The organism is Curtobacterium sp. PhB146, from assembly GCF_004342995.1.
In the GTDB taxonomy this organism is placed as follows: domain Bacteria; phylum Actinomycetota; class Actinomycetes; order Actinomycetales; family Microbacteriaceae; genus Curtobacterium.
In genome coordinates this window covers 382411-402052 of sequence record NZ_SMBN01000003.1, presented here as the reverse complement: position 1 = coordinate 402052, position 19642 = coordinate 382411, and the positions used below count along the sequence as shown (strand labels likewise).

17 protein-coding genes are annotated in these 19642 nt (G+C 73.0%); 7 read left to right on the top strand and 10 right to left on the bottom strand.

The features are described 5' to 3' along the window. Positions 1-15: 15 nt before the first annotated feature. The 5 genes from EDF33_RS13960 to EDF33_RS13940 all read right to left on the bottom strand — a co-directional run bounded on the left by EDF33_RS13960 (position 16) and on the right by EDF33_RS13940 (position 7202). Entirely contained in the window at positions 16-213 is a 198-nt protein-coding gene (locus EDF33_RS13960; protein ID WP_111083992.1) for a hypothetical protein, read from the bottom strand. Positions 214-238: 25 nt separating this feature from the next. After that, complete coding sequence (locus EDF33_RS13955) at positions 239-2032, bottom strand: DEAD/DEAH box helicase (protein ID WP_132100440.1); 1794 nt, start codon at positions 2030-2032, stop codon at positions 239-241. Between the two features lie 176 nt (positions 2033-2208). After that, positions 2209-3453, bottom strand: a complete 1245-nt coding sequence (gene dinB / locus EDF33_RS13950; RefSeq protein ID WP_111083991.1) for a DNA polymerase IV — start codon at positions 3451-3453, stop codon at positions 2209-2211. Between the two features lie 37 nt (positions 3454-3490). Beyond that, on the bottom strand, positions 3491-5818 hold the full coding sequence (locus EDF33_RS13945) for an FUSC family protein (RefSeq protein ID WP_132100342.1): 2328 nt from the start codon (positions 5816-5818) through the stop codon (positions 3491-3493). A 190-nt stretch (positions 5819-6008) separates the two neighbouring features. Continuing rightward, entirely contained in the window at positions 6009-7202 is a 1194-nt protein-coding gene (locus tag EDF33_RS13940; protein WP_132100341.1) for an acyl-CoA dehydrogenase family protein, read from the bottom strand. 23 nt (positions 7203-7225) lie between these two features. On the opposite strand from EDF33_RS13940, the gene EDF33_RS13935 reads away from it, so the two are divergent. Beyond that, positions 7226-8020 carry an SGNH/GDSL hydrolase family protein gene (locus EDF33_RS13935; protein WP_111084173.1) on the top strand — a complete coding sequence of 265 codons (795 nt, stop codon included), beginning with the start codon at positions 7226-7228 and terminating at the stop codon, positions 8018-8020. Between the two features lie 132 nt (positions 8021-8152). Here EDF33_RS13935 and EDF33_RS13930 read toward each other — a convergent pair whose 3' ends face one another. Genes EDF33_RS13930 through EDF33_RS13915 form a run of 4 tightly spaced genes read right to left on the bottom strand, consistent with a single transcriptional unit; the run spans position 8153 to position 12764 of the window. Continuing rightward, positions 8153-9535, bottom strand: coding sequence for a serine hydrolase (locus tag EDF33_RS13930; RefSeq protein WP_132100340.1), 1383 nt, complete (start codon positions 9533-9535; stop codon positions 8153-8155). 50 nt (positions 9536-9585) lie between these two features. After that, a complete protein-coding gene (locus EDF33_RS13925; protein WP_132100339.1) occupies positions 9586-10815 on the bottom strand; it encodes a D-alanyl-D-alanine carboxypeptidase in 1230 nt (409 codons plus the stop codon). A gap of 25 nt (positions 10816-10840) precedes the next feature. Further along, positions 10841-11419: a DUF1097 domain-containing protein gene (locus EDF33_RS13920; protein WP_243692452.1), complete on the bottom strand. Its 579-nt coding sequence runs from the start codon at positions 11417-11419 to the stop codon at positions 10841-10843. Continuing rightward, on the bottom strand, positions 11412-12764 hold the full coding sequence (locus EDF33_RS13915; RefSeq protein WP_132100338.1) for an amidohydrolase family protein: 1353 nt from the start codon (positions 12762-12764) through the stop codon (positions 11412-11414). Before EDF33_RS13915 ends, EDF33_RS13920 begins: the two co-directional genes overlap by 8 nt. 147 nt (positions 12765-12911) lie before the next feature. Here EDF33_RS13915 and EDF33_RS13910 point away from each other — a divergent pair, with 147 nt between their 5' ends. From EDF33_RS13910 to EDF33_RS13900, 3 genes are read left to right on the top strand one after another with little or no spacing between them, the layout of a single operon-like run. Next, complete coding sequence (locus EDF33_RS13910) at positions 12912-13604, top strand: FadR/GntR family transcriptional regulator (RefSeq protein WP_132100337.1); 693 nt, start codon at positions 12912-12914, stop codon at positions 13602-13604. Continuing rightward, positions 13604-14704 carry an acetamidase/formamidase family protein gene (locus EDF33_RS13905; protein ID WP_132100336.1) on the top strand — a complete coding sequence of 367 codons (1101 nt, stop codon included), beginning with the start codon at positions 13604-13606 and terminating at the stop codon, positions 14702-14704. Before EDF33_RS13910 ends, EDF33_RS13905 begins: the two co-directional genes overlap by 1 nt. Then, the gene (locus EDF33_RS13900) at positions 14701-16287 is read left to right on the top strand and encodes an AtzH-like domain-containing protein (protein WP_132100335.1); all 1587 of its coding nucleotides are present in this window, start codon (positions 14701-14703) and stop codon (positions 16285-16287) included. The genes EDF33_RS13905 and EDF33_RS13900 overlap by 4 nt, the downstream gene beginning before the upstream one ends. 35 nt (positions 16288-16322) lie before the next feature. On the opposite strand, the gene EDF33_RS13895 is transcribed toward EDF33_RS13900, so the two are convergent. Then, positions 16323-17141 (bottom strand): RNA methyltransferase, encoded by an 819-nt coding sequence (locus tag EDF33_RS13895; RefSeq protein ID WP_132100334.1) that lies wholly within the window; start codon positions 17139-17141, stop codon positions 16323-16325. Between the two features lie 220 nt (positions 17142-17361). On the opposite strand from EDF33_RS13895, the gene EDF33_RS13890 reads away from it, so the two are divergent. Genes EDF33_RS13890 through EDF33_RS13880 form a run of 3 tightly spaced genes read left to right on the top strand, consistent with a single transcriptional unit; the run spans position 17362 to position 19640 of the window. Next, entirely contained in the window at positions 17362-18207 is an 846-nt protein-coding gene (locus tag EDF33_RS13890; RefSeq protein ID WP_123938113.1) for a Sir2 family NAD-dependent protein deacetylase, read from the top strand. Further along, a complete protein-coding gene (locus EDF33_RS13885; RefSeq protein WP_132100333.1) occupies positions 18204-18842 on the top strand; it encodes a histidine phosphatase family protein in 639 nt (212 codons plus the stop codon). The genes EDF33_RS13890 and EDF33_RS13885 overlap by 4 nt, the downstream gene beginning before the upstream one ends. Positions 18843-18899: 57 nt before the next feature. Further along, positions 18900-19640, top strand: coding sequence for a hypothetical protein (locus tag EDF33_RS13880; RefSeq protein WP_132100332.1), 741 nt, complete (start codon positions 18900-18902; stop codon positions 19638-19640). The last annotated feature ends 2 nt before the right edge of the window (positions 19641-19642 follow it).

Below are 19642 nucleotides of genomic sequence, written 5' to 3'. Positions count from 1 at the left end.
CACTTCCTGAGCGAATCAGCGCTCTCGGAGTCGCCACCAGGCCGTCTCAGCGAGGTCGAGACCCATGTAGACCCCGTGCGGGGTGCGTCGGGACTCGGTCAGCGAGAACCGTCGCAACCGGTACCCACCACCGAACCGGTCGATGATCGCCTCGGGAGAGGACTCCGCGTCGCGCTTGACGTACCAGGTGCGGTCGTCGACGGACTCGATCACGGGCGGACCGCCCGGACCGGACCCATCACCGGCGCCCGCCGATGCGGGAGCGCAGGACGTCGATGCGCTTCTGGATCTGCTCGATGCTCGCCTGCGCCACGGCCGGCCCACCGCTGATGCGCCGGAGCTCGGCGTGGATGGAGCCGTGCGGCTCGTTGGAGTGCCGGGACCAGATCGACACGAGGCGCGCGAGCTCGGTCCGCTGCTCCTTGATGGTCATGTACATCGGGCGGTTCTCGGGCTCGGCGGCCTTCGGTTGGCCGTCCTTGACCGCCCGGCCCTTGGAGCGCTTCGCCTGGGTCGCCTGGCGCGCCCGGAGCAGGTCGAGCACCTGGTCGGGTTCGAGGAGCCCCGGGATGCCGATGAAGTCGAGTTCCTCGAGCGACCCGACCTCGCCGCCGGTGCCGAACTCGCCGCCGTCGTAGAGGACACGGTCGAACGACGCCTGCGAGTCGAGCGCCTCGAACGGCTGGACCTCGAGCAGGCTCTCGGACGCGCGGTCTTCCTTGTTGGCCTCGGCCACCATCGCGTCTTCGGGGTTGTACATGCCGTCTTCGGCGTCCTTCGGACGGTCGAGGGCGTGGTCGCGTTCGAGCTCGAGCGTCGCCGCCAGTGCCATCAGTCCGGGCACGCTCGGCAGGAACACCGAGGCGGTCTCGCCACGGCGCCGAGCACGCACGAAGCGGCCGATCACCTGGGCGAAGAACAGCGGGGTGCTCGCGCTCGTGGCGTACACGCCGACGCAGAGCCGTGGGACGTCGACGCCCTCGGACACCATGCGCACGGCGACCATCCACCGCGAGGTGTCGTCGGCGAACGCGCTGATCCGGCTGGACCCGGCGGCTTCGTCGGACAGGACGACCGTCGGCCGTTCCCCTGTGATCTGCTGCAGGATCCGGGCGTAGGCGCGGGCCGTGGTGGTGTCCGTCGCGATGACCAGACCACCGGCGTCGGGCACGCCACGGCGCACCTCGGTCAGGCGCTTGTCGGCGGCGGACAGCACGGCCGGCATCCACTCACCCTCGGGCGACAGCGCGGTGCGCCAGGCCTGCGCGGTGATGTCCTTCGTGACCTGTTCGCCCAGGGAAGCCGACATCTCGTCGCCCATCCGGGTCTTCCAGCGCATCTGGCCGGCGTAGGCCATGAACAGCACCGGCCGGACGACGCCGTCCTTGAGCGCCCGGCCGTAGCCGTAGTTGTAGTCGGAGATCGAAGTGCGGATGCCCTGCTCGTCGGGGGCGTACTGGACGAACGGGATCGGCGCGGTGTCGGACCGGAACGGCGTGCCGGACAGCGAGAGCCGTCGGGTGGCACCGGAGAAGGCTTCCCTGATGCCGTCGCCCCAGGTGAGTGCGTCGCCGCCGTGGTGGACCTCGTCGAGGACGACCAGGGTGCGCCCGCCCTCGGTGATCTTCTTGTGCACCTCGGGGTTCATGCCGACCTGGGCGTACGTGATCGCGACGCCCTGGTAGTGCCGGCCGAACATGCCGTCGCCGTTCTTGAACATCGGGTCGATGCGGATGCCCACGCGGTCGGCGGAGTCCGCCCACTGCCGCTTCAGGTGCTCGGTGGGGGCGACGACCACGATGCGGTCGACGGTCCCGCGCGCCAGCAGCTCGGTGGCCAGTCGGAGCGCGAACGTCGTCTTGCCGGCGCCGGGTGTCGCGGCCGTCAGGAAGTCACGCGGCTCGGACTCGAAGTACTTCGTGAGGGCTTCGACCTGCCACGCCCGGAGCTTCGACGCGGTGCCCCACGCGGCTCGGTCCGGGAACGCCGGCGACAGGTGCTGGACGGCCGAGTTGCCGGCTGCCTCGGCCAGTGCGGCTGCGTCGGCTTCGTCCCGTGCGACGGCGTCGGCGTGCGCCGATGACTGCGCGGACACCGACGACGAAGACGTCGACGACGTGTGGTCGTCCCCCGACTCTGCCCACAGCGTGGCGGGCTGCTGCTGTTCGTACTCCGCTGCGCTCACTGGACCTGATTCTACCGCCACCGTCAGTCCTGCCTGGCGTGCGGGACGTGGCCGTCGGGGGTCCGGCGGACCAGGGATGCCGGTCGCAGCACGCCTGCGCCGAAGCGCGCGGCGACCGCGTCGACCGTGGTCTCGGTCTCGCGCCACGGCGCGTCGTCGTCCCAGAGCGCGTTGCTCGCGGCGGCCGGCACGAGGTTCTCGCCGCGGACCCCGATGAGCCGGATCCGGTTGCCCGGTCGGTGCAGCACGTCGTACAGCTCGACGGCTTCGCGGTGCAGCCGCTTGGCGACGTCGGTGGGCTCGGCGAGGGTGCGCGACCGGGTCAGTGTGGTGAAGTCGGTGTAGCGGACCTTGAGTGCGACGGTGCGGGCCTGCACGTCGGCGTGGCGCAGGCGGACGGCGACCTTGTCGGCGAGGCGCAGGAGCTCGCGCGCGACGTCGTCCCGCTCGGTCAGGTCGTGGCCGAAGGTGACCTCGTGCCCGATGGACTTCTCGCCCACACCGGTGTCGACGACGCGTGGGTCGCGCCCCCAGGACAGGTCGTGCAGGCGCTGGCCACCGGCTGGCCCGAGCGCGGACACGAGCGACCCGAGGGGCGTGTTCGCGAGGTCGCCGACGGTGCGGATGCCGCGGCGCTCGAGGGTCTCCTGCGTCTTGCCGCCCACGCCCCACAGCGCCGAGACCGGCTGCGGGTGCAGGAACGCGATGGTGTCGGCCGCGGGCACGACGAGCAGCCCGTCCGGCTTGGACCGGCTCGATGCGAGCTTCGCCACGAACTTGGTCGACGCGGCACCGACCGAGCAGTGCAGGCCCGTCTCGGCGTGGACCGTGCGCCGGATGGCCCGGCCGATCTCCCACGGCGTGCCGTACAGCCGGAGCGCGCCGGCGACGTCGAGGAACGCTTCGTCGATGCCGAGCCGTTCGACCCGCGGCGTGAACCGGTCGAAGACCGCCATCACCGCGGCGGACTGGTCGCGGTACTTCTCGAAGTGCGGCTCGACGATGATCGCGTTCGGGCAGCGGCGCTTCGCGATGGCCATCGGCATGGCCGAGTTCACGCCGTACCGACGGGCTTCGTAGGTGGCAGCGGTGACCACGGAGCGGTCGGAGTCGTGGCCGACGATGACCGGAAGACCCACCAGGTCGGGTCGGTCGAGCAGTTCGACGGAGGCGAAGAAGGCGTCCATGTCGACGTGCAGCACGGTCGCCGAGACGTCGTCCACCGGTGCGTCGGAGACGAGCCGGTTGCTTCCGTCCTGCTTGCTCACACCGAGATGATGCCAGGGACCACCGACATCGCCGGGCTCACCGTGCGCCGGTGGCCGCCGAACGCGTGGCGGTCTCGCCGAGCACGGTCGCCCGGTGTCGGTCGGCCAGCAGCGCGAGCGCCTCGTCGATGCGGCCCAGCGCGTGCGCCGCGACCTCGACGGTCTGCTGGTCCGGACCACCCGCCGCCGCGCCCACCGCCGTGTCGAGCTGGTCGCCGACCCGCGCCCACACCGGCGCCGGCGCGGCGGACCGGGGCCCGGCCACGATGCCGTCGGCCAGGTCCGCGATCGACGCGGCGAGGCGGTGGGCGGCACCGACCAGGGCGGCGGGCGGGTCCTGCGGGGGCGAGCCGAGCCTCCCGGCCGCCTCGCGCGCGAACGTCGCCGCCGCCTGCAGGGACGTCCGGGTCCTGGCGTCCGCGCGGGCGGGTCCGCCCGTCGGGAACCGCACCATCGGGCGCAGGACGGCGTCCAGTTGATAGGTGGCCGCGTCGACGGCGCGCGATCGTGCGCGCAGGTCGGGTGCGGCGGCGTCGGTGGCCGTTTCGGCGGACCGGGAGGCCCGGCTCGCGCCCGCACCGACGGTCGCGTCCGCCTCGGCGTCCGCATCGACCCCGACCAGCGCGAGCACGAACGCCCGGACGGCGGTCAGCTGCCGGCGCACGGCCCGTCGGATGACGGCCCGGGTGGCGATCGGGAGGACGACGGCGCTCACGAGCACGGCGACCGCGGCGCCGAGCAGGTTCTCGGCGAGGCGGATCGGGACGAGCGAGTCGGTGAAGCTGCCGGAGAACGCGTACACCTGGCACAGGACGACGACCAGGCACGCGACCCAGACCGAGTAGACGCCGCCGAAGCCGTACGTGCCGACCGCGAGCAGGACGCAGACGAGCACGAGCGTGAACCAGGGGTGCGCCGTGCCGACGACGTGCACGAGGACGATGCCGACGGCGCCGCCGACGACCGTGCCGACGGCACGGTGCAGGCCCTTGCGGACCCGCTCGTGCGTGGTGTTCGTGCCGGCGAGGACGATCATCACGCCGATCACGCCCCAGTAGAACCGCGGGCCGTCGAGCAGCAGCGCGAGGGGCTCGACGATCGCGACGGCGATCGCGGCGTGCACCGCGGTGCGCAGCGAGACGGAGAGTCGCCAGCGGCGCCAGGGGCCGTCGGCGACGGTGTCGGCGAGCACCGGCACGGCTCCGGCCGGGCGGCCGCCGGCGAGGACGACGGGCGTGACGAAGGGCGCTGCCAACGCGACGCCGTCGCCGCGGCGCGGCAGTTCGTCGCGGAGCTCGCGCCACCGCAGCCCGGCGCCCTGCAGGTCGGTGAACTCGGCGGCCATCCGACGGACGACGGCCGTCGTGCGCGAGTCGGGGTCGCCGGCGGACGCCGTGATGCCGTAGCGGGCGAGCAGTGTCTGCGCGGCGTCCTCGCCGTGCCCGCCGCCGTGGCGCAGGACGATCGTGACGGCACGGAGCGCGGCGTGCCGGACGTCCGACGGCGCGCCGTGTTCGACGAGGGCACCAGCACCGCGCCCGAGCTCGTCGACGGCGAAGTGCGTGTCGAACACGAGCCGGTGGAGTTCCTCCGCCGTGGTGTCGGCGTCCACCCCGCTCGCGGCGAGCATCCCGTCAACCGTCAACGCGATCTCGTGGTACCGGTCGCGGCTGCGACGGAGGCGGCGCAGGGTGCGGCGTCGTGCGGACGGGTCGTCCGCCGCGGCGAGGACGGCGGCAGCGGCCTCGAGCACGGCCGAGCCACGGGCGACGAAGCCACGGCGGGTGCGCAACAGGGTACGGTGCGCGTCCGGTCGGAGCACCAGGCGGACCAGGACCGTCGCGGCGAGCGAGGCGGCCACGACGAGGCCGAGCGGCACGACGCTCGTCTCGGGCAGCGGGAGGAGCAGCCCGCACAGGTACCCGGCGAACCCGACGATCGCGGCGTCGGCGGCCCACGCGCCCCACGCGGCCGCGGCGAACTGCAGGAACAGCAGCACGACGATGAGCACGAGCTCGAGGAGCCGGAACGGCTGCAGGGCGATGCTGCCGGCGAGGGCGACGACGAACGGCACGAGGACGGCTCCGGTGCGGGCAGCCGTCCGGCCGGTGCTCGGGTCGACGATGACCAGGCAGGTGATGAACGCGGGCATCGCGCCGATCATCACGCCCAGGATCGCGGGCAGGCCGAACGCGGTCGCGACGGCGTACCCCACGGCCATGCCGGCGGGCACCGCGACCAGGGTGCGGAGGGCACCGTCGGTCTTCACGAGCCCGGGGTCGAGCGCGAGGACCGCGTCGGCGAGCCGCCGGGAGCGGGTCCGTCGACGGGGAGAGGTCCGGTTCGTGGTGTCGGTCCTCGGCACGAGTCGGCCGCCTCCTCTGCGCTCGGGAGGCCAATCGTACCGGATGCTAACTATCCGGTCGTGCGGTCGGCAGCCGCACGGTGCGGCCTTCGGCGCTCGGTGCGAGGTTGATCGCTCGGTGCGGCGCTACAGGGCCGCACGGAGTGATCAACCTCGCACCGGGGCACGCGGCCGGCCGCACGCGACCGCGTCAGGCGGGCGGGCCGAGCACCGACGCCGCGAGCGTGCGCGCCGCCGAGTCCCGCGACGACGGGTGGTACTGGCCGGCCCGGACGTCGCGCGCCAGGCGGGCGAGTTCGCTCGAGGACCGGAACGCCGAGCCCCCGACCACCCGCATGGCCTCGTCCACCACGTGCTGGGCGGTGTCCACCGCCCGCGCCTTCGTGCCGACGAGCAGCGGGAACCACCGGGCACCGAGGTCGTCCTGTTCGTCCACCGAGCGGGCGAGCGCGTCGACCTGCAGGGTGATCGCGTCGACGGCGCCGCGCAGGTCCGCGATCGCACGCCGGACGTCCGGGTCCTGCGACCGGAGCGAGCCGTCGGCCGCGACGCGACGTCCGACGGCGGACACCGCCAGCGTGATCGCACGTTCGGCGATCCCGACGTACACCGAGGCGATGAGCAGCTCGAACGCCGCGAAGACCCTGAACACGAGCGGGTCCTGGTTCGGCCCGACCGGCAGCGACCGCACGATGCGGTCGGCGGGGACGTGCACGCCGTGCAGCTTCGTCGTGCGGCTCTGCGTGGCCCGCATGCCGAGGGTGTCCCAGTCGTCCAGGTGCTCGACGTCGCCGTCGGACCGGAGCACGAAGCCGTGCACCAGCCGCGGTTCCGGGCCGGACGTGTCCTTGCCGAACACGCTCAGGACGTCCCACGCCGGTGCGAGCGAGGTGAAGACCTTGGTGCCGGTGAAGCGGTACCCGCCGTCGCCGTCCGGCTCCGCCGTCGTCGACGAGTCGAACAGGACGGCGTCGTTGCCGGGTTCGCTCACCCCGAAGGCCAGCAGGTGGTCGTCCGACGCGTGGTCGGTGACGGCCTGGAGGAACGACGCACCCCGCGCGGTCACGGCGCGCGCCGCCTGCACCCACACCTGGTGCATCCCCAGGCCGAGCGCCGTCGCCGGTGCGGCCTGGGCGAGGGTCCGCTGGACACCGACCGTGGCGCGGAGGCCGAGGCCGGAGCCGCCCTGCGCCACCGGCACCCCGATGCGCAGGTAGCCCGCGGCGCGGAGTTCCTCGAGGTCCTCGGCGCAGAACGCGTTCGCGGCGTCGTACCCGGGGGCGCGTTCGGCGATGCGGGCGAGCAGGCCGTCCGGCACGGTCCAGGCGGCTGCGTCCGTGCCGCCGTCCGCGCTGGCGGCTGCGCCCGTGTTGGCCTTCGTCATGGCACGAGACTATGGTCCGGAGCGTGTCAGATCGTCATCCGTGGTCCAGGTACGTCGCGATCGGTGACTCGTTCACCGAGGGGATCGGCGACCCCGACCCCACCGTCCCCGGGGGGAACCGGGGTTGGGCGGACCGAGTGGCCGAGGTGCTCGCCCACGGGTCCGACGACTTCGCGTACGCCAACCTGGCGATCCGCGGGCGGCTGCTGCAGCAGATCATCGACGAGCAGGTGGAACCGGCGCTCGCGCTCCGTCCGGACCTGGTCACGGTGTCCGCCGGGGGCAACGACATCATCCGGCCGGGCTCCGATCCGGACGAACTCGCCGAGCGGGTGGACGCCATGGTGTCCAGGCTGCGGAGCGACGGCGCCACCGTGGTGCTGTTCACCGGGCCCGACGTCGGCATGACGCCGGTGCTCGGCATGGTGCGCGGCAAGACGGCGATCTACAACGAGAACCTGCACGCGATCGCCCTGAAGCACGGCGCACTGGTGGCGGACATGTGGGCGCTCCGGGTGCTCCGCGACCCGCGCATGTGGGCACCGGACCGGCTGCACCACTCCCCCACGGGGCACGCCACGATCGCCGCCGCGGTGCTCGACGCCCTCGGCGTGCCGCACGGTCTGGAACCGTTCAACCCCGAACCGCTCGAGGCGCGGCCGTGGCGCGAGGCCCGCGCCGAGGACCTCGGCTGGGCGAAGGAGTACCTGGTGCCGTGGGTCGTCCGCCGCATCAAGCACACCTCGTCGGGCGACGGTGTCTCCGCCAAGCGCCCCGAGCTGCAGGACGTCGTCGAGCACAAGTCCGACACCCCGTAGCGGAACGAGGGCCATCCGAGTCCGCACGCCTCCCCGACCGCGCCCCACCACGGTCATCGCGCCCCGACTCCCCAGGGCGCGATGACGGCACGGGGGCGCGAACCGGGTCGTGCACCCTGTGGTCGGCGCAGGTCAGTCGGCGGGCCGGTGCAGCGTGAGCGCGCCGTCGTGCAGCGGTTCGGTCTCCCACGTCGTGCCGACCGTGCCGGCAGCGAGGTCGACACGCAGGTGCAGCAGGTGCGGTGTCTCCACGAAACGGAGCGCGACGAGCACGGCGCCGTCCGGCTGGGTCGCGGCGCTCGCTGCGAGGGCACCCTCGACGGCCCACTCCCCCTCGCCGACCGGCACCGACGCCGACGCTCCGTCGGCCGACACGGTCAGCCGGATCCCGTGGGTCCCGCGGTCGAAGCCCACGGCGTCGAGCGCCGCACCGGGCAGCACCTGGAGTGCACGACCGGCCACGTGCTCGAGGACCGCGGCGCCACTCACCGCGGGCAGCCCCAGGGAGGCGAGCCGGGCCTCCAGGGCGGTGTCCGAACCCGTGTCGGACGGACGGTCGACGGCGGGCAGCAGGTGTTGCCAGGCCGCGTCGAGGACCGCCTGCATGTCGAGGCTCTGTCCGGTGATCACGAGGACGACGTCGTGCTCCGGCAGGACGACGCAGAACTGGCCGTAGGCGCCGTCGCCGCGGAAGCCGTGGCGGGCCATCCAGAACTGGAAGCCGTAGCCCTGCGACCAGTCCGGGTTCTCCTCGTCGAGGTTGTCGATCTGCTTGCGCGTGGCGGCCGCGACCCAGTCCTCGTCGAGGATCCGCTCGCCCTCCCAGACGCCGCGCTGCAGGTACAGCTGCCCGAGCGCGGCGACCGCCGACGTCGTGGTGTAGCAGCCGCTGAAGCCGAGCTCGCCGCCGGACTCGTCGCGGCGCCAGGCGAGGTCGTCGATGCCGAGCGGGTCGAGCAGCCGGGGACGCAGGTAGTCGACCAGCGAACCGCCGCTGACCCGCCGGACGATCGCGGCGAGCGTGTACGTGCACGGCTGGTTGTAGGTGAAGAGCGAGCCGGGTTCCTCGTCCGGCGGCAGGAGCAGGAAGCCACGCACGACGTCCATGCGGTCGGCCTCACGGGCCCGGTCGATGGCGTCCTCGCGGTGCCCGCTCGCCATCGCGAGCAGGTGCCGGACCCGGATGCGACGGCTGCGTTCGTCCGTGATCTCGTCGTCGAGTTCGGGGAAGTACGACAGCGCGGTCGCGTCGAGGTCGATCAGTCCCTCGCGCACGGCGATGCCGACCGCCGCTGCGGTGAAGCTCTTGCTGAGCGAGTAGAGCAGGTGCACCCGGTCGGCTGCGTACGGCTGCCACCACCCCTCGGCGACGACCTGGCCGTGGCGGAGCAGCATCAGGCTGTGCGGCTCGACACCGGCGGTCGACTCGAGGGCGTCGACGAACGCGAGCACACCGCGGGCGTCGATGTCGAGGGCGGAGGGGGTGGTCCGGGGGAACGTCTTCGTCGTCGTCACCCGTCCGACAGTACGGACTCCGGGTGGTGCGCGTCAGCGCGCGAGCACCGTCAGCCCTGGAACGGGTTCGTCCAGCGCCACCAGACGCCGGGGTCGTCGATCGTCCGCTCGAGCACGAGCGGCACCGACACCGGGTCGTGGTTCGTGACAGTGAAGCGGACCTTCCCGACCCGCTCGCCCTTCGTCCCGAGGGTGACCTCGTCGAGGTGCGCCTTCGCCCGGACCTTCGTCTTGCCCCAGACCAGGACCTCGGCCGCCTTCGCGGTGACCGCGTCGGCCTCGTCCTGCCAGGGGGTGGAGAACGTGCCGAAGGTCTGGCCGGCGTGGGTCAGGGGCACGACCTGGAAGTTGTCCGCGACCGACCGGAGCAGCCGTTGCACGTCGACGTCGAGCGAGTCGTGGTCGACCCCGCCGAGCATCACGCCGATGACGGTGACGTCACGGCCGCCGCGCTCGTAGGTCGCCGCGAACAGCAGGCAGGCGCCGGCCTCGTCGAGGGTGCCGGTCTTGATGCCCTCGATGCCGTCCAGACCGAGCAGCTTGTTCGAGTTCTCGATCTCGCCGACCGTCGGGATCGTGACGTCCTTGGTGCCGACGATCTCCTTGACCACCGGGTTCGCGAGCGCGAGCTGCCCGAGGTCGACCAGGTCGGTCGCGGTCGAGGTGTTCTGCGGGTCGAGACCGGTCGGCTCGTGGATCGTGGTGTCGTCGAGGTCGTGCTCCTCGAGCCACTTCGTCGCCGCCTGCTCGTACTCGGCGATCGACCCGAAGGCCCAGATGGCGAGGGCGCCGGCGTAGTTGTTCGCCGACTTCATGAGCATCACCTGGAACGCCTGGTGCTCGGTGAGCTTCAGGCCGGCGGGCATCGGCGCGACCTCGCCGTTCATCGCCGCGTACTTGGCGTAGAGCGACTCCATCTTCGGCGTGAAGGTGATCGCCGGGCCGGACTCCCCCGCCGCCATCGGCTTCTCGTCGAGGACCACGAGCGCCGTGACGATCTTGGTGATGCTCGCGATCGACCGGGGCTTCGTGTCACCGCTGGTGCGCAGGCTCTCCGGGAAGTCGGTGGCCTCGACCGCGGTGGCGCCGTAGCCCGGGAAGCTCAGCGCCGGCACGCTCGACGTCGGGGCCGAGTACGTGGTGGTCGCGGCGCTCGCCGGACCGAACGGCACGACGGCGGCGGCCACGAGGTACCCGGCGACGAGCACCAGCACCGCGACGACGGAGATCGTCACGGGCCTCCGGACGACGGAGCGGGGGCGACGGACGACTCGTGACACGGGAACCGAGCGTACCGGTCGGTGCCTAGACCCTGGCTGCGACCGGCTGCTCGACGGCGGGGGTCGTCGTGGGCCTGTCCGTCGTCGCGCCGGGCTGGGTCGGCCGCGCGAACGTCAGCCGCCGGGACAGGTACGCGAACACCGGACCGAGCGCGTTCATCACGACGACCGACGCCCATGCCGCCCACGCGTTGCCCGGATCGAACCCGAAGCCGCCGAAGCACGTGGCGAAGAAGGACGCGAACCCGAGGAACATGCCGGGCACGAGCCCGAACAGCCGCGTCCGACCCGTGTACATCAGCGCGCAGTTGACGACCAGGATCAGCAGCGCGAGCACGGTGTTCTGCGCGGCCTGCCCCTCGCCGAGCACGGTGCCGAACCGCTGGTCGAGCAGCACGATCACGAGGCCGAAGGCGGACCCGATCGGCATCGCCGCCCAGAGCCGGGTGGCGTTCCGGAGCGTGGGCTTCGCCCCGAGCAGGAACATCCCCGCCCAGCTGATGAAGATCGCCCAGGTGGGCAGGTGCAGCGCGTTGCCGCCGATGAACGCCGTGGTGCCGGCGAGGACCGAGGCGACGATCTCGTGCGGGATCCGTTCACGCATGGGTGAGCTCCTTCGATCGAGTGGTGGACCCGGTGGTGAGTCGGGTGGTCCTGGTGGTCTCCGCGACGACGCGGCCGCGCTTGAACACGAGGTTCCGGTCGGGGCGGTCGAGCAGGACGCCCGCGGGGTCGGTCGTCGACAGGACGACGAGGTCGGCGGCGGCTCCGGGCCGGATGCCGTGGGTGTCGGCGACCCCGACGACGCGGGCTGCGGACGACGTGGCCATCTCGAGCACACGCCCGAGGTCGGCCGGGCCGGACAGGTGTCCCACCTGCGCGAGCAGCAACCCGATGTCGAGCAGGTCCGCGTTGCCGAACGGCGTGAACGCGTTGCGGACGTTGTTCGACGAGTAGGCGCTCGTGACGCCGGCGTCCCAGAGCTCGCGCACCGGGACGACCCCTCGGCGGACGTCTCGGTCGTCCGAGCGACCGCCGAGGTGCAGGTCCGTGGCCGGCAGCGGCACCACCGCGACACCCGCTGCTGCGAGTTTCGCGAGCACGGCGCTGCGCGAGACCGGGGGCAGACTGGCGAGCGAGGTCACGTGTCCGAGGGCGACCCGGTCGCGCAGCCCGCGAGCGGCGACACGGTCGGCGATGTGCCCGGCGAGGGCGAACCGCGGGTCGGACGTGTCGTCGGCGAAGTCGGCGTGCAGGTCGGCCGGCACGTCGAACTCCTCGGCGAGGTCGAGGACGGTCTCGACGTGCTCGTGGCATGCGGCCAGGGTCGCCTCGTTGTAGGTGCAGCCACCGATCACGTCGGCCCCGGCGGCGAGCGCCTGGCGGAGCAGGGCGAGCGTGCCCGGCGCCTTCGCGATCCCCTCCTGCGGGAACGCGACGATCTGCAGGTCCAGGGCGTCGCGGTACTCGTCGCGCAGGGCGAGGAGCACCTCGACGCCGGTCAGTCCGACGACGGGGTCGACGTCGGGGTGCGCCCGGACGAGTGTCGTGCCGTTGGCGATCGCCTGGTCGAGCAGGGTCCGGGCGCGGTCGCGGACGGAGTCGTGGGTGAAGCCGCGTTTGAGCTCCCCCGTCACCGCGATCGCGCCGGCGAGGGTGCCGTCGGGGTTCGGTCGTTCGCGGTCGAGCAGTGCCTTGTCGACGTGCAGGTGGGACTCGATGAGCCCCGGGATCACGACGCGACCGGCACAGTCCACGACGCGCGCCGCCTCGGTCGGCTCGACCTCCGTGCCCGCTTCGGCGACCTCGGTGCCCGCTTCGGCGACCTCTGTGCCCGCTTCGGCGACCTCTGTGCCCGCTTCGGCGACCCGGACGATCGTGCCGTCGGCGACGTGGACGTCGACCAGGCGGCCGTCGGTCAGGCGGGCCGTGCGCAGGATCAGGTCCATGGTGGGGGTCTTCCTCGGATCGGATGGATCGGACGTGACCCACCCTTCGCCCGCCGTGTTTCCGACTCGGACGCCACGTGTGACGAGCGTGTAAAAATTGGTCGTACCAATGAACCAAACGGACCAACGGACCCTAGGCTCCTGTCCATGCAGAGAGGCCACACCCTGAGCGCCGCGACCGCCGCGCACCTGGCCCGCCTGGTGCTCGAGGACCTGGCACCCGGCGACAAGCTCCCGCCGGAACGGACCCTGGCCGAGGACCTCGCCGTGTCCCGCACCACGGTGCGTGAGGCCATGCAGGAGCTCGAGCGCCGCCGACTGGTCTCCCGGACACCCGGCCGTGGCACCGTCGTGCTGCCGCGCTCCGAGGAGGCGACCGCCCTGCTCGAACAGCAGACGGGCGCAGCGCACGGCGACGACCTGGCACGGCGGGCCGAGCACGTCGCCGAGTTCCGCACGGTGGTCGAGCCCCGGGTCGCCGGTCTCGCCGCCGTCCGTGCCGGCGAAGCGGACCTGCTCGCCCTCGAACGCATCCTCGCCGCCACGCACGCGGGACTCAGTCCCGAGGAGTCGCTGGCCCAGGACGTCGCCTTCCACGTGCAGGTCGCGCGCACCTCCGGCAACCCGCTGCTGGTGTCCCTGTGCGAGCTCAGCAGCGGGTGGGTGCAGGACGTCCGTGCCCGGTCGCACAGCACCAGCGAAGGTCGCCGCTCGTCGTTCGTCTGGCACGAACGGATCCTCGACTGCATCCGACGGCACGACGAGGACGGCGCCCGTGACGCGATGACCGCCCACCTCGCCGACGTCGCCCACCTCGTCGAACGGAAGGCCGACCGATGATGACCACACACACCCCCGCGATCCCGACCCTGCAGCCCGGCGCCGGCCCGATCCGGTCCGACCGCTACCTGCCCGTCGACCCGGACACGGTCCTGCGGGGTCGGCTGCCGAACGCCGACGACCGGCCGGTCATCACGATCGCGTCCGGCGAGGACGTCACGATCGACACCGTCAGCCACGAGGGGATCCTGCCCGACCAGGGCAGCGACCCCCGCGCGTACTTCGCGTCGCACGGCGTCGCCGCCGAGCACGTCCTCGACGACGCCGTCGCGATCGCCAGGAGCGGCCACCGGGACCCCGCCACCGACGGCCCGCACGTCGTCTCCGGTCCGATCGCGATCGCGGGCGCCGAGCCGGGCGACGTCCTGACCATGACGGTGCTCGAGACACTGCCACGGGTGCACTACGGCGTCGTGTCGAACCGGCACGGCCGCGGCGCCCTGCACGGCGAGTACCCGGTCGACGGCACCACGGTCAGCGTCTTCGCCGACGTGGTCGAGACGGCCGCGGGTCAGCGGGGCCGCATCCCCCTGACCGGCGCCCGCGACCGCTTCGCGCACTTCCCGCTCGCCCCCTTCCTCGGGATCATGGGCGTCGCCACCCCGGGCAAGCGGCTGCACTCGGTGCCGCCGGGCCGGCACGGCGGCAACGTCGACGTGAACCTGCTGCAGGTCGGCGCGCAGCTGCACCTGCCGGTCCTGGTCCCCGGGGCGCTCGCGTACGTCGGTGACCCGCACTTCGCGCAGGGGGACGGCGAGGTCGCGCTCACCGCGATGGAGGCGTCGCTCCGCGCGACCGTCCGGTTCGACGTGACACCCGCCGCCGAGGCCGCGCAGCAGTTCGGCGACCTGGTCTGGCCGCTCGTCGAGACCCACGAGTTCCTCGTGCCGACGGGCATGGACCCGGACCTCGACGAGGCCGTCCGCGCCTGTGTCCGGCACGCGGTCGCGATCCTCGGTGCCCGCTGGGGCATGGAGCCGCACCTGGCGTACGCCTACCTGTCGGCGGCGACGGACTTCAACATCTCGCAGGTGGTCGACCTGGTCACCGGCGCGCACGCCCGCATCCGCAAGGCCGACTTCGAGGAGCCCGCACGATGAGCGCGCACGAGACGAGCACGCACGAGACGAGCACCGCGGCACCGGAGGGCTTGCTCGACGCGCTCGACGCGTACGAGGCCGCCCTCGCCGCGAACGACCTCGACGCGCTCGACGCCGCATTCGTCGACGCACCCGGCACGATGCGCGGTGACGACCGCGGCCTGCTCGTCGGGCACGACGCGATCAGCGCGTTCCGCGGGATACGGGGTGGGGTCCAGGCCCGGTCGCTGACGCGCGTCGAGGTCCGCCCCCTGGCCGAGGGACTCGCCCTCGTCGTGTCGGTGTCCGAGTTCGCGGCGGGCGGGCAGGGCCTCCAGACGCAGCTGTGGCGACGCGACAGCAACAGCAACAGCGACCACGGCGACGCCGGTCCGCGCTGGCGCATCGAGGCAGCCCACGTCACCGGCCGCCCGAAGGCCTTCGACACCACCGTCTGGCGCGCCGTCGGCGACCCGCTCGTCGCCCCCACCGCGTCCGGACCGCTCGACGGGCTCACCGTCGCGGTGAAGGACCTGTACGCCGTCCCCGGCCAGCCCGTCGGCGGCGGCAACCCGACGTACCTGCGCGAGTCCCCCGTCCAGGCGACGCCGGCAGCGGCCGTCGCGGCGCTCCTCGACGCCGGCGCCGCGGTCCGCGGCATCGCGCGCACCGACGAGTTCGCCTACAACCTGACGGGACGCAACGAACACCACGGCACCCCACCCAACGGGGCGGTCCCGACCCGACTGCCAGGAGGCTCGTCCAGCGGATCCGCATCGGCCGTCCGTCTCGGCACGGCTGAGATCGGGATCGGCACGGACACCGCGGGATCGGTGCGGGTCCCCGCCTCGTACCAGGGACTCTGGGGCCTCCGGACGACCCACGGCACGGTCTCCCGCGAAGGGCTGCTCCCCCTCGCACCGTCGTTCGACACGGTGGGGTGGCTCACCCGGAGCGCCGACGTCCTGCTCGCGGCGCTCGACGCCACGGTGCCGTCGGATCCGGACGCTCCTGCGGAGCCGGAACTCCTCGTACCCGCCGAGCTCCTGGACCTCGTCGAGCCGGCCGTCGCCGAGGCCTTCACCGCGTTCGTCGCAGGGCACGGCCGACCGATCGGCACCGTGCAGCTCGCCGACCTCGGGATCCCGCCCCTCGACGACCTGCGCGAACTGCTGCGCCTCGTGCAGGCCGCCGAGGCCGTCGCCGCCCACGGTGCCTGGATCGACGCCCACCCCGGCGCCCTGAGCACCGTCGTCGGCGACCGGTTCGCCGCCGCCCGGGCGAACGACCCCGCAGCCACCGCCGACGCCGTCGCGCGACTCGACGACGTCCGGGCCACGATCCGCACGGCGCTCGCCGACCGGACCCTGTTGTTCCCGACGGTCCCGGGGCCCGCACCGCTCATCGCCGCCGACACCGCGGCGCTCGAACGCACCCGGACCGCGACGACGGCGATGACGAGCCTCGCGAGCGTCGGCGGCGTCCCTGCGGTCAGCGCACCGGCGCTCACCGTCGACGGAGCCCCCGTCGGCGTGTGCCTGGTCGGCGAACCAGGCACCGACCGTGCCCTGGTGATCCGCGCCGGACGGATGCTGCAGCACTGAGGCGAGTCGGGCCTCCCGGTCCGCCCGTGGCGTGGCTAGGAGGCGAGCCGCTGGGCCTGGGTGACCGCCCACAGTCCGACGGCGCTCGCCGCGGCGATGTTGAGCGAGTCGACACCGTGCGCCATCGGGATCCGCACCGTGGTGTCCGCCGACGCGATCGCGGCGGGCGTCAGCCCCTGCCCCTCCGTGCCCATGACGAGCGCGACCTTGCCGGGGACGTCCCGGGTGAACTCGGCGAGGTCGACCGACTCGTCGGTGAGCGCCATCGCGGCGAGGTGGAAGCCCTGCTCGCGCAGATCCTCGCCCGCCGCCGGCCACTCGCCGATCCGGGTCCACGGGATCTGCAGGACCGTGCCCATGCTCACCCGGACGCTCCGGCGGTACAGCGGGTCGGCGCAGCGCGGGCTGACGAGGACCGCGTCCGCGCCCAGGCCGGCGACGCTGCGGAAGACGGCACCGACGTTCGTGTGGTCGACGATGTCCTCGAGCACGACGACGAGCTTCGCGTCCCGCACCACCTCGGCGACCGTCGGCAGCTCGGGGCGCTGCACGGCGGCGATCGCGCCACGGTGCATGCGGAAGCCGGTGAGCTCCTCGAGCAGGGCGTCCGGGCCGACGAAGACCGGACCGTCGTGCTCCGCGACCAGGGGCAGCACGCTGTCGAGCCACTTCTCCTGCACCAGGATGCTCCGCGGGGTGTGCCCGGCACGGACCGCGCGCTCGATGACCGTGTTCGACTCGGCGATGTACAGGCCGCCCTCCGGTTCGCTCACCCGGCGGAGTGCCACGTCGGTCAGACGGGCGAAGTCGTCGAGGCGGGGGTCGTCGAGGGAGTCGATGCGGACGGGGTGCACGGGGCTCGTTTCGGGGTCGTTCGTGGGCGCCGGTCGGTGTCGCGGCTGGCGTGCTGGCCGGTGTCGCGGCTGGCGTACCGGCCGGTGTCTCGCCGCGTCTCGCCGAAGGGGGAAGCGACCGGGACGGTCGGCTGTTGAGGGTACCGTGAACAGGGTGCTGGATGATGCTGCGTCGACGACCGGACCGCCCACCGGGGCGACGACCGGTCAGCCGACCGGTCTGCCGACCGCGGCGGACCTCGACCGCGTGCTCGAGGTGCTCGCCGGCAAGCGCGTCGCCGTGCTCTCCGGAGCCGGCCTGAGCACCGACTCCGGCATCCCCGACTACCGCGGCGCCGGGCGGGTCGTGCGCAAGCCGATGACCTTCCAGGAGTTCCGCGCCGACGCCGCCAAACGGCAGCGGTACTGGGCCGGCTCGCACCTCGGCTGGCGGAGCTTCGCCGCCGCCCGACCGAACGAGGGGCACCGGGCGCTCGCCGCCCTCGAGGACGCCGGTGTCGTCACGGGCGTCATCACGCAGAACGTCGACGGCCTGCACCTGCGCGCCGGGTCCCGCCGGGTGGTCGAGATCCACGGGTCGATGGACCGCGCCCTCTGCCTGACGTGCGGGCAGGTGTTCTCCCGCGCCGACCTCGCCACGACTATCGACCGCGCCAACCCGTGGATCGACGAGCCCGGCTCGGTGCAGCTGCAGCCCGACGGCGACGTCGAGATCACCGACGTCGAGCGTTTCGTGGTGCCGGACTGCTCGGTGTGCGGCGGGATGCTCAAGCCCGACGTCGTCTTCTTCGGCGAGTTCGTGCCCACCGAGAAGTTCCACGAGGCGGTGTCGATCGTCGCCGACGCCGAGGCGCTGCTCGTGGTGGGGTCGTCGCTGACGGTGAACTCCGGCGTGCGGCTCGTCGACCACGCTGCGCGCCGCAAGAACCCGGTGGTCATCGTGAACCGCGGTGCGACCCGCAGCGACCGCCGTGCCGCTGTGAAGCTCGACGGCGGGACGACCGAAACGCTGGTGCACCTGGCCGAGCGGCTCGGTCCCGCGGCGTCTGGGATGATCGACGGGTGACGACGCTCCTGTACCTGGTCCGGCACGGTGAGACCGACTGGAACGCGCAGCGCCGCATCCAGGGTTCCACCGACATCCCGCTCAACGACACCGGACGGCGACAGGCCACCGAGGCCGCCGAACTCCTCACCCGCCGGCAGTTCGACGCCGTCGTCGCCTCGCCGCTGTCCCGCGCCGCCGAGACCGGGACGATCATCGCCGACCGGCTCGGCCTCGCGGCACCCGTGACGTACGCCGGGCTGGCCGAACGCTCCTACGGCGAAGCCGAGGGGCTCACCGACACCGAGGTCACGGCGATGTACCCGCACGACGACATCCCGGGCCGCGAGTCCCGGTCCGCGCTGCTCGCCCGCATCACGGAGACGCTCGGTGAGATCGCGGTGCGCTTCGACGGCGGGGTCGTGGTCGTCGCCACCCACGGCGCGGTGATCCGGAGCGTGGTCAACGAGGCGGCGCCCGGCACCGCCGACCGGCACGCCACCCCGATCCGCAACGGCTCGATCCACTCGTTCCGCTGGGACCCCGAACGCTTCCACGCGGAGCTCGTCCGCTTCGACGACCCGATCGACGACGTCTCGGACGGGCCCGGGCGGTACGCGTTCGACTACCAGAACCCGCTGGAACGCCGGGGCTGAGCGGGCGGCGCGGCCGTCCTGCGACTAGGCTCCGACGCACCCGAACCAGGGGGCGACATGGTGACCGACGGAACCGACCCGGGTGGCTGGCAAGCCACTGACCAGCAGGACGACGACCTCGACCGTGCCTTCGGCCCCGAGACCGCCAGCGTGCAGACCCGCACGATCGGGCAACGGGCACGCACCTGGCTCGTCATCGGCGGCAGCACCGTCGTCGTCGCCGGGGTGATCGCCCTCGTGCTCGGTACCATCATCGGCAGCGTGCAGACCGGCATCGGCGGCGTGTTCCCCCGGCCGGACCTGGCACTCGACCGCCTCGACGACCGGCTCGCCGACGTGCCGGGCGTCACCGAGGTCCGCCACCACCCGGCCGAGAAGACCGGCTTCGCGAGCTACGACGCCACCGCGACGATCACGGCCGACCCGTCGCTCGACGCCGCCGCGCGCACCGACCTGGTCGAGACGCTGAGCCGCGCGACCGACTCGTCCGGTGGCAACGGCGTCCGGGTCGTCGCGATCGCCGACCTCGGCACCCTCGAGGTGGGTGTCTCCGACTCGCGCACGGTGACCGCGAAGCGCCTGGTACTGGCGGACACGCTCGACCACATCGGCGGGGTCACGGCCGTCCGCTGCTCGTGGGAACGCGGTGGCACGCCGTCGGACCGCGCCGCCGACCAGTCGATCGTCGTCGAGACCCCGGGGCGAGGGGCCGCCGTCCCGCCGATCGTGGCGCGGGTGACCGAGGAGACGCACAAAGTGTTCCCCGGGGCGAGCGTCGAGGTGGTCGCGGCGAAGTAGCA

What these genes read in the sequence shown, in the direction of transcription:
- EDF33_RS13915 (WP_132100338.1), bottom strand. Translation starts at nt 12,764, where the DNA reads ATGGACCTGATCCTGCGCACGGCCCGCCTGACCGACGGCCGCCTGGTC.
- EDF33_RS13910 (WP_132100337.1), top strand. Translation starts at nt 12,912, where the DNA reads ATGCAGAGAGGCCACACCCTGAGCGCCGCGACCGCCGCGCACCTGGCC.
- EDF33_RS13940 (WP_132100341.1), bottom strand. Translation starts at nt 7,202, where the DNA reads ATGACGAAGGCCAACACGGGCGCAGCCGCCAGCGCGGACGGCGGCACG.
- EDF33_RS13920 (WP_243692452.1), bottom strand. Translation starts at nt 11,419, where the DNA reads ATGCGTGAACGGATCCCGCACGAGATCGTCGCCTCGGTCCTCGCCGGC.
- EDF33_RS13880 (WP_132100332.1), top strand. Translation starts at nt 18,900, where the DNA reads ATGGTGACCGACGGAACCGACCCGGGTGGCTGGCAAGCCACTGACCAG.
- EDF33_RS13905 (WP_132100336.1), top strand. Translation starts at nt 13,604, where the DNA reads ATGACCACACACACCCCCGCGATCCCGACCCTGCAGCCCGGCGCCGGC.
- EDF33_RS13900 (WP_132100335.1), top strand. Translation starts at nt 14,701, where the DNA reads ATGAGCGCGCACGAGACGAGCACGCACGAGACGAGCACCGCGGCACCG.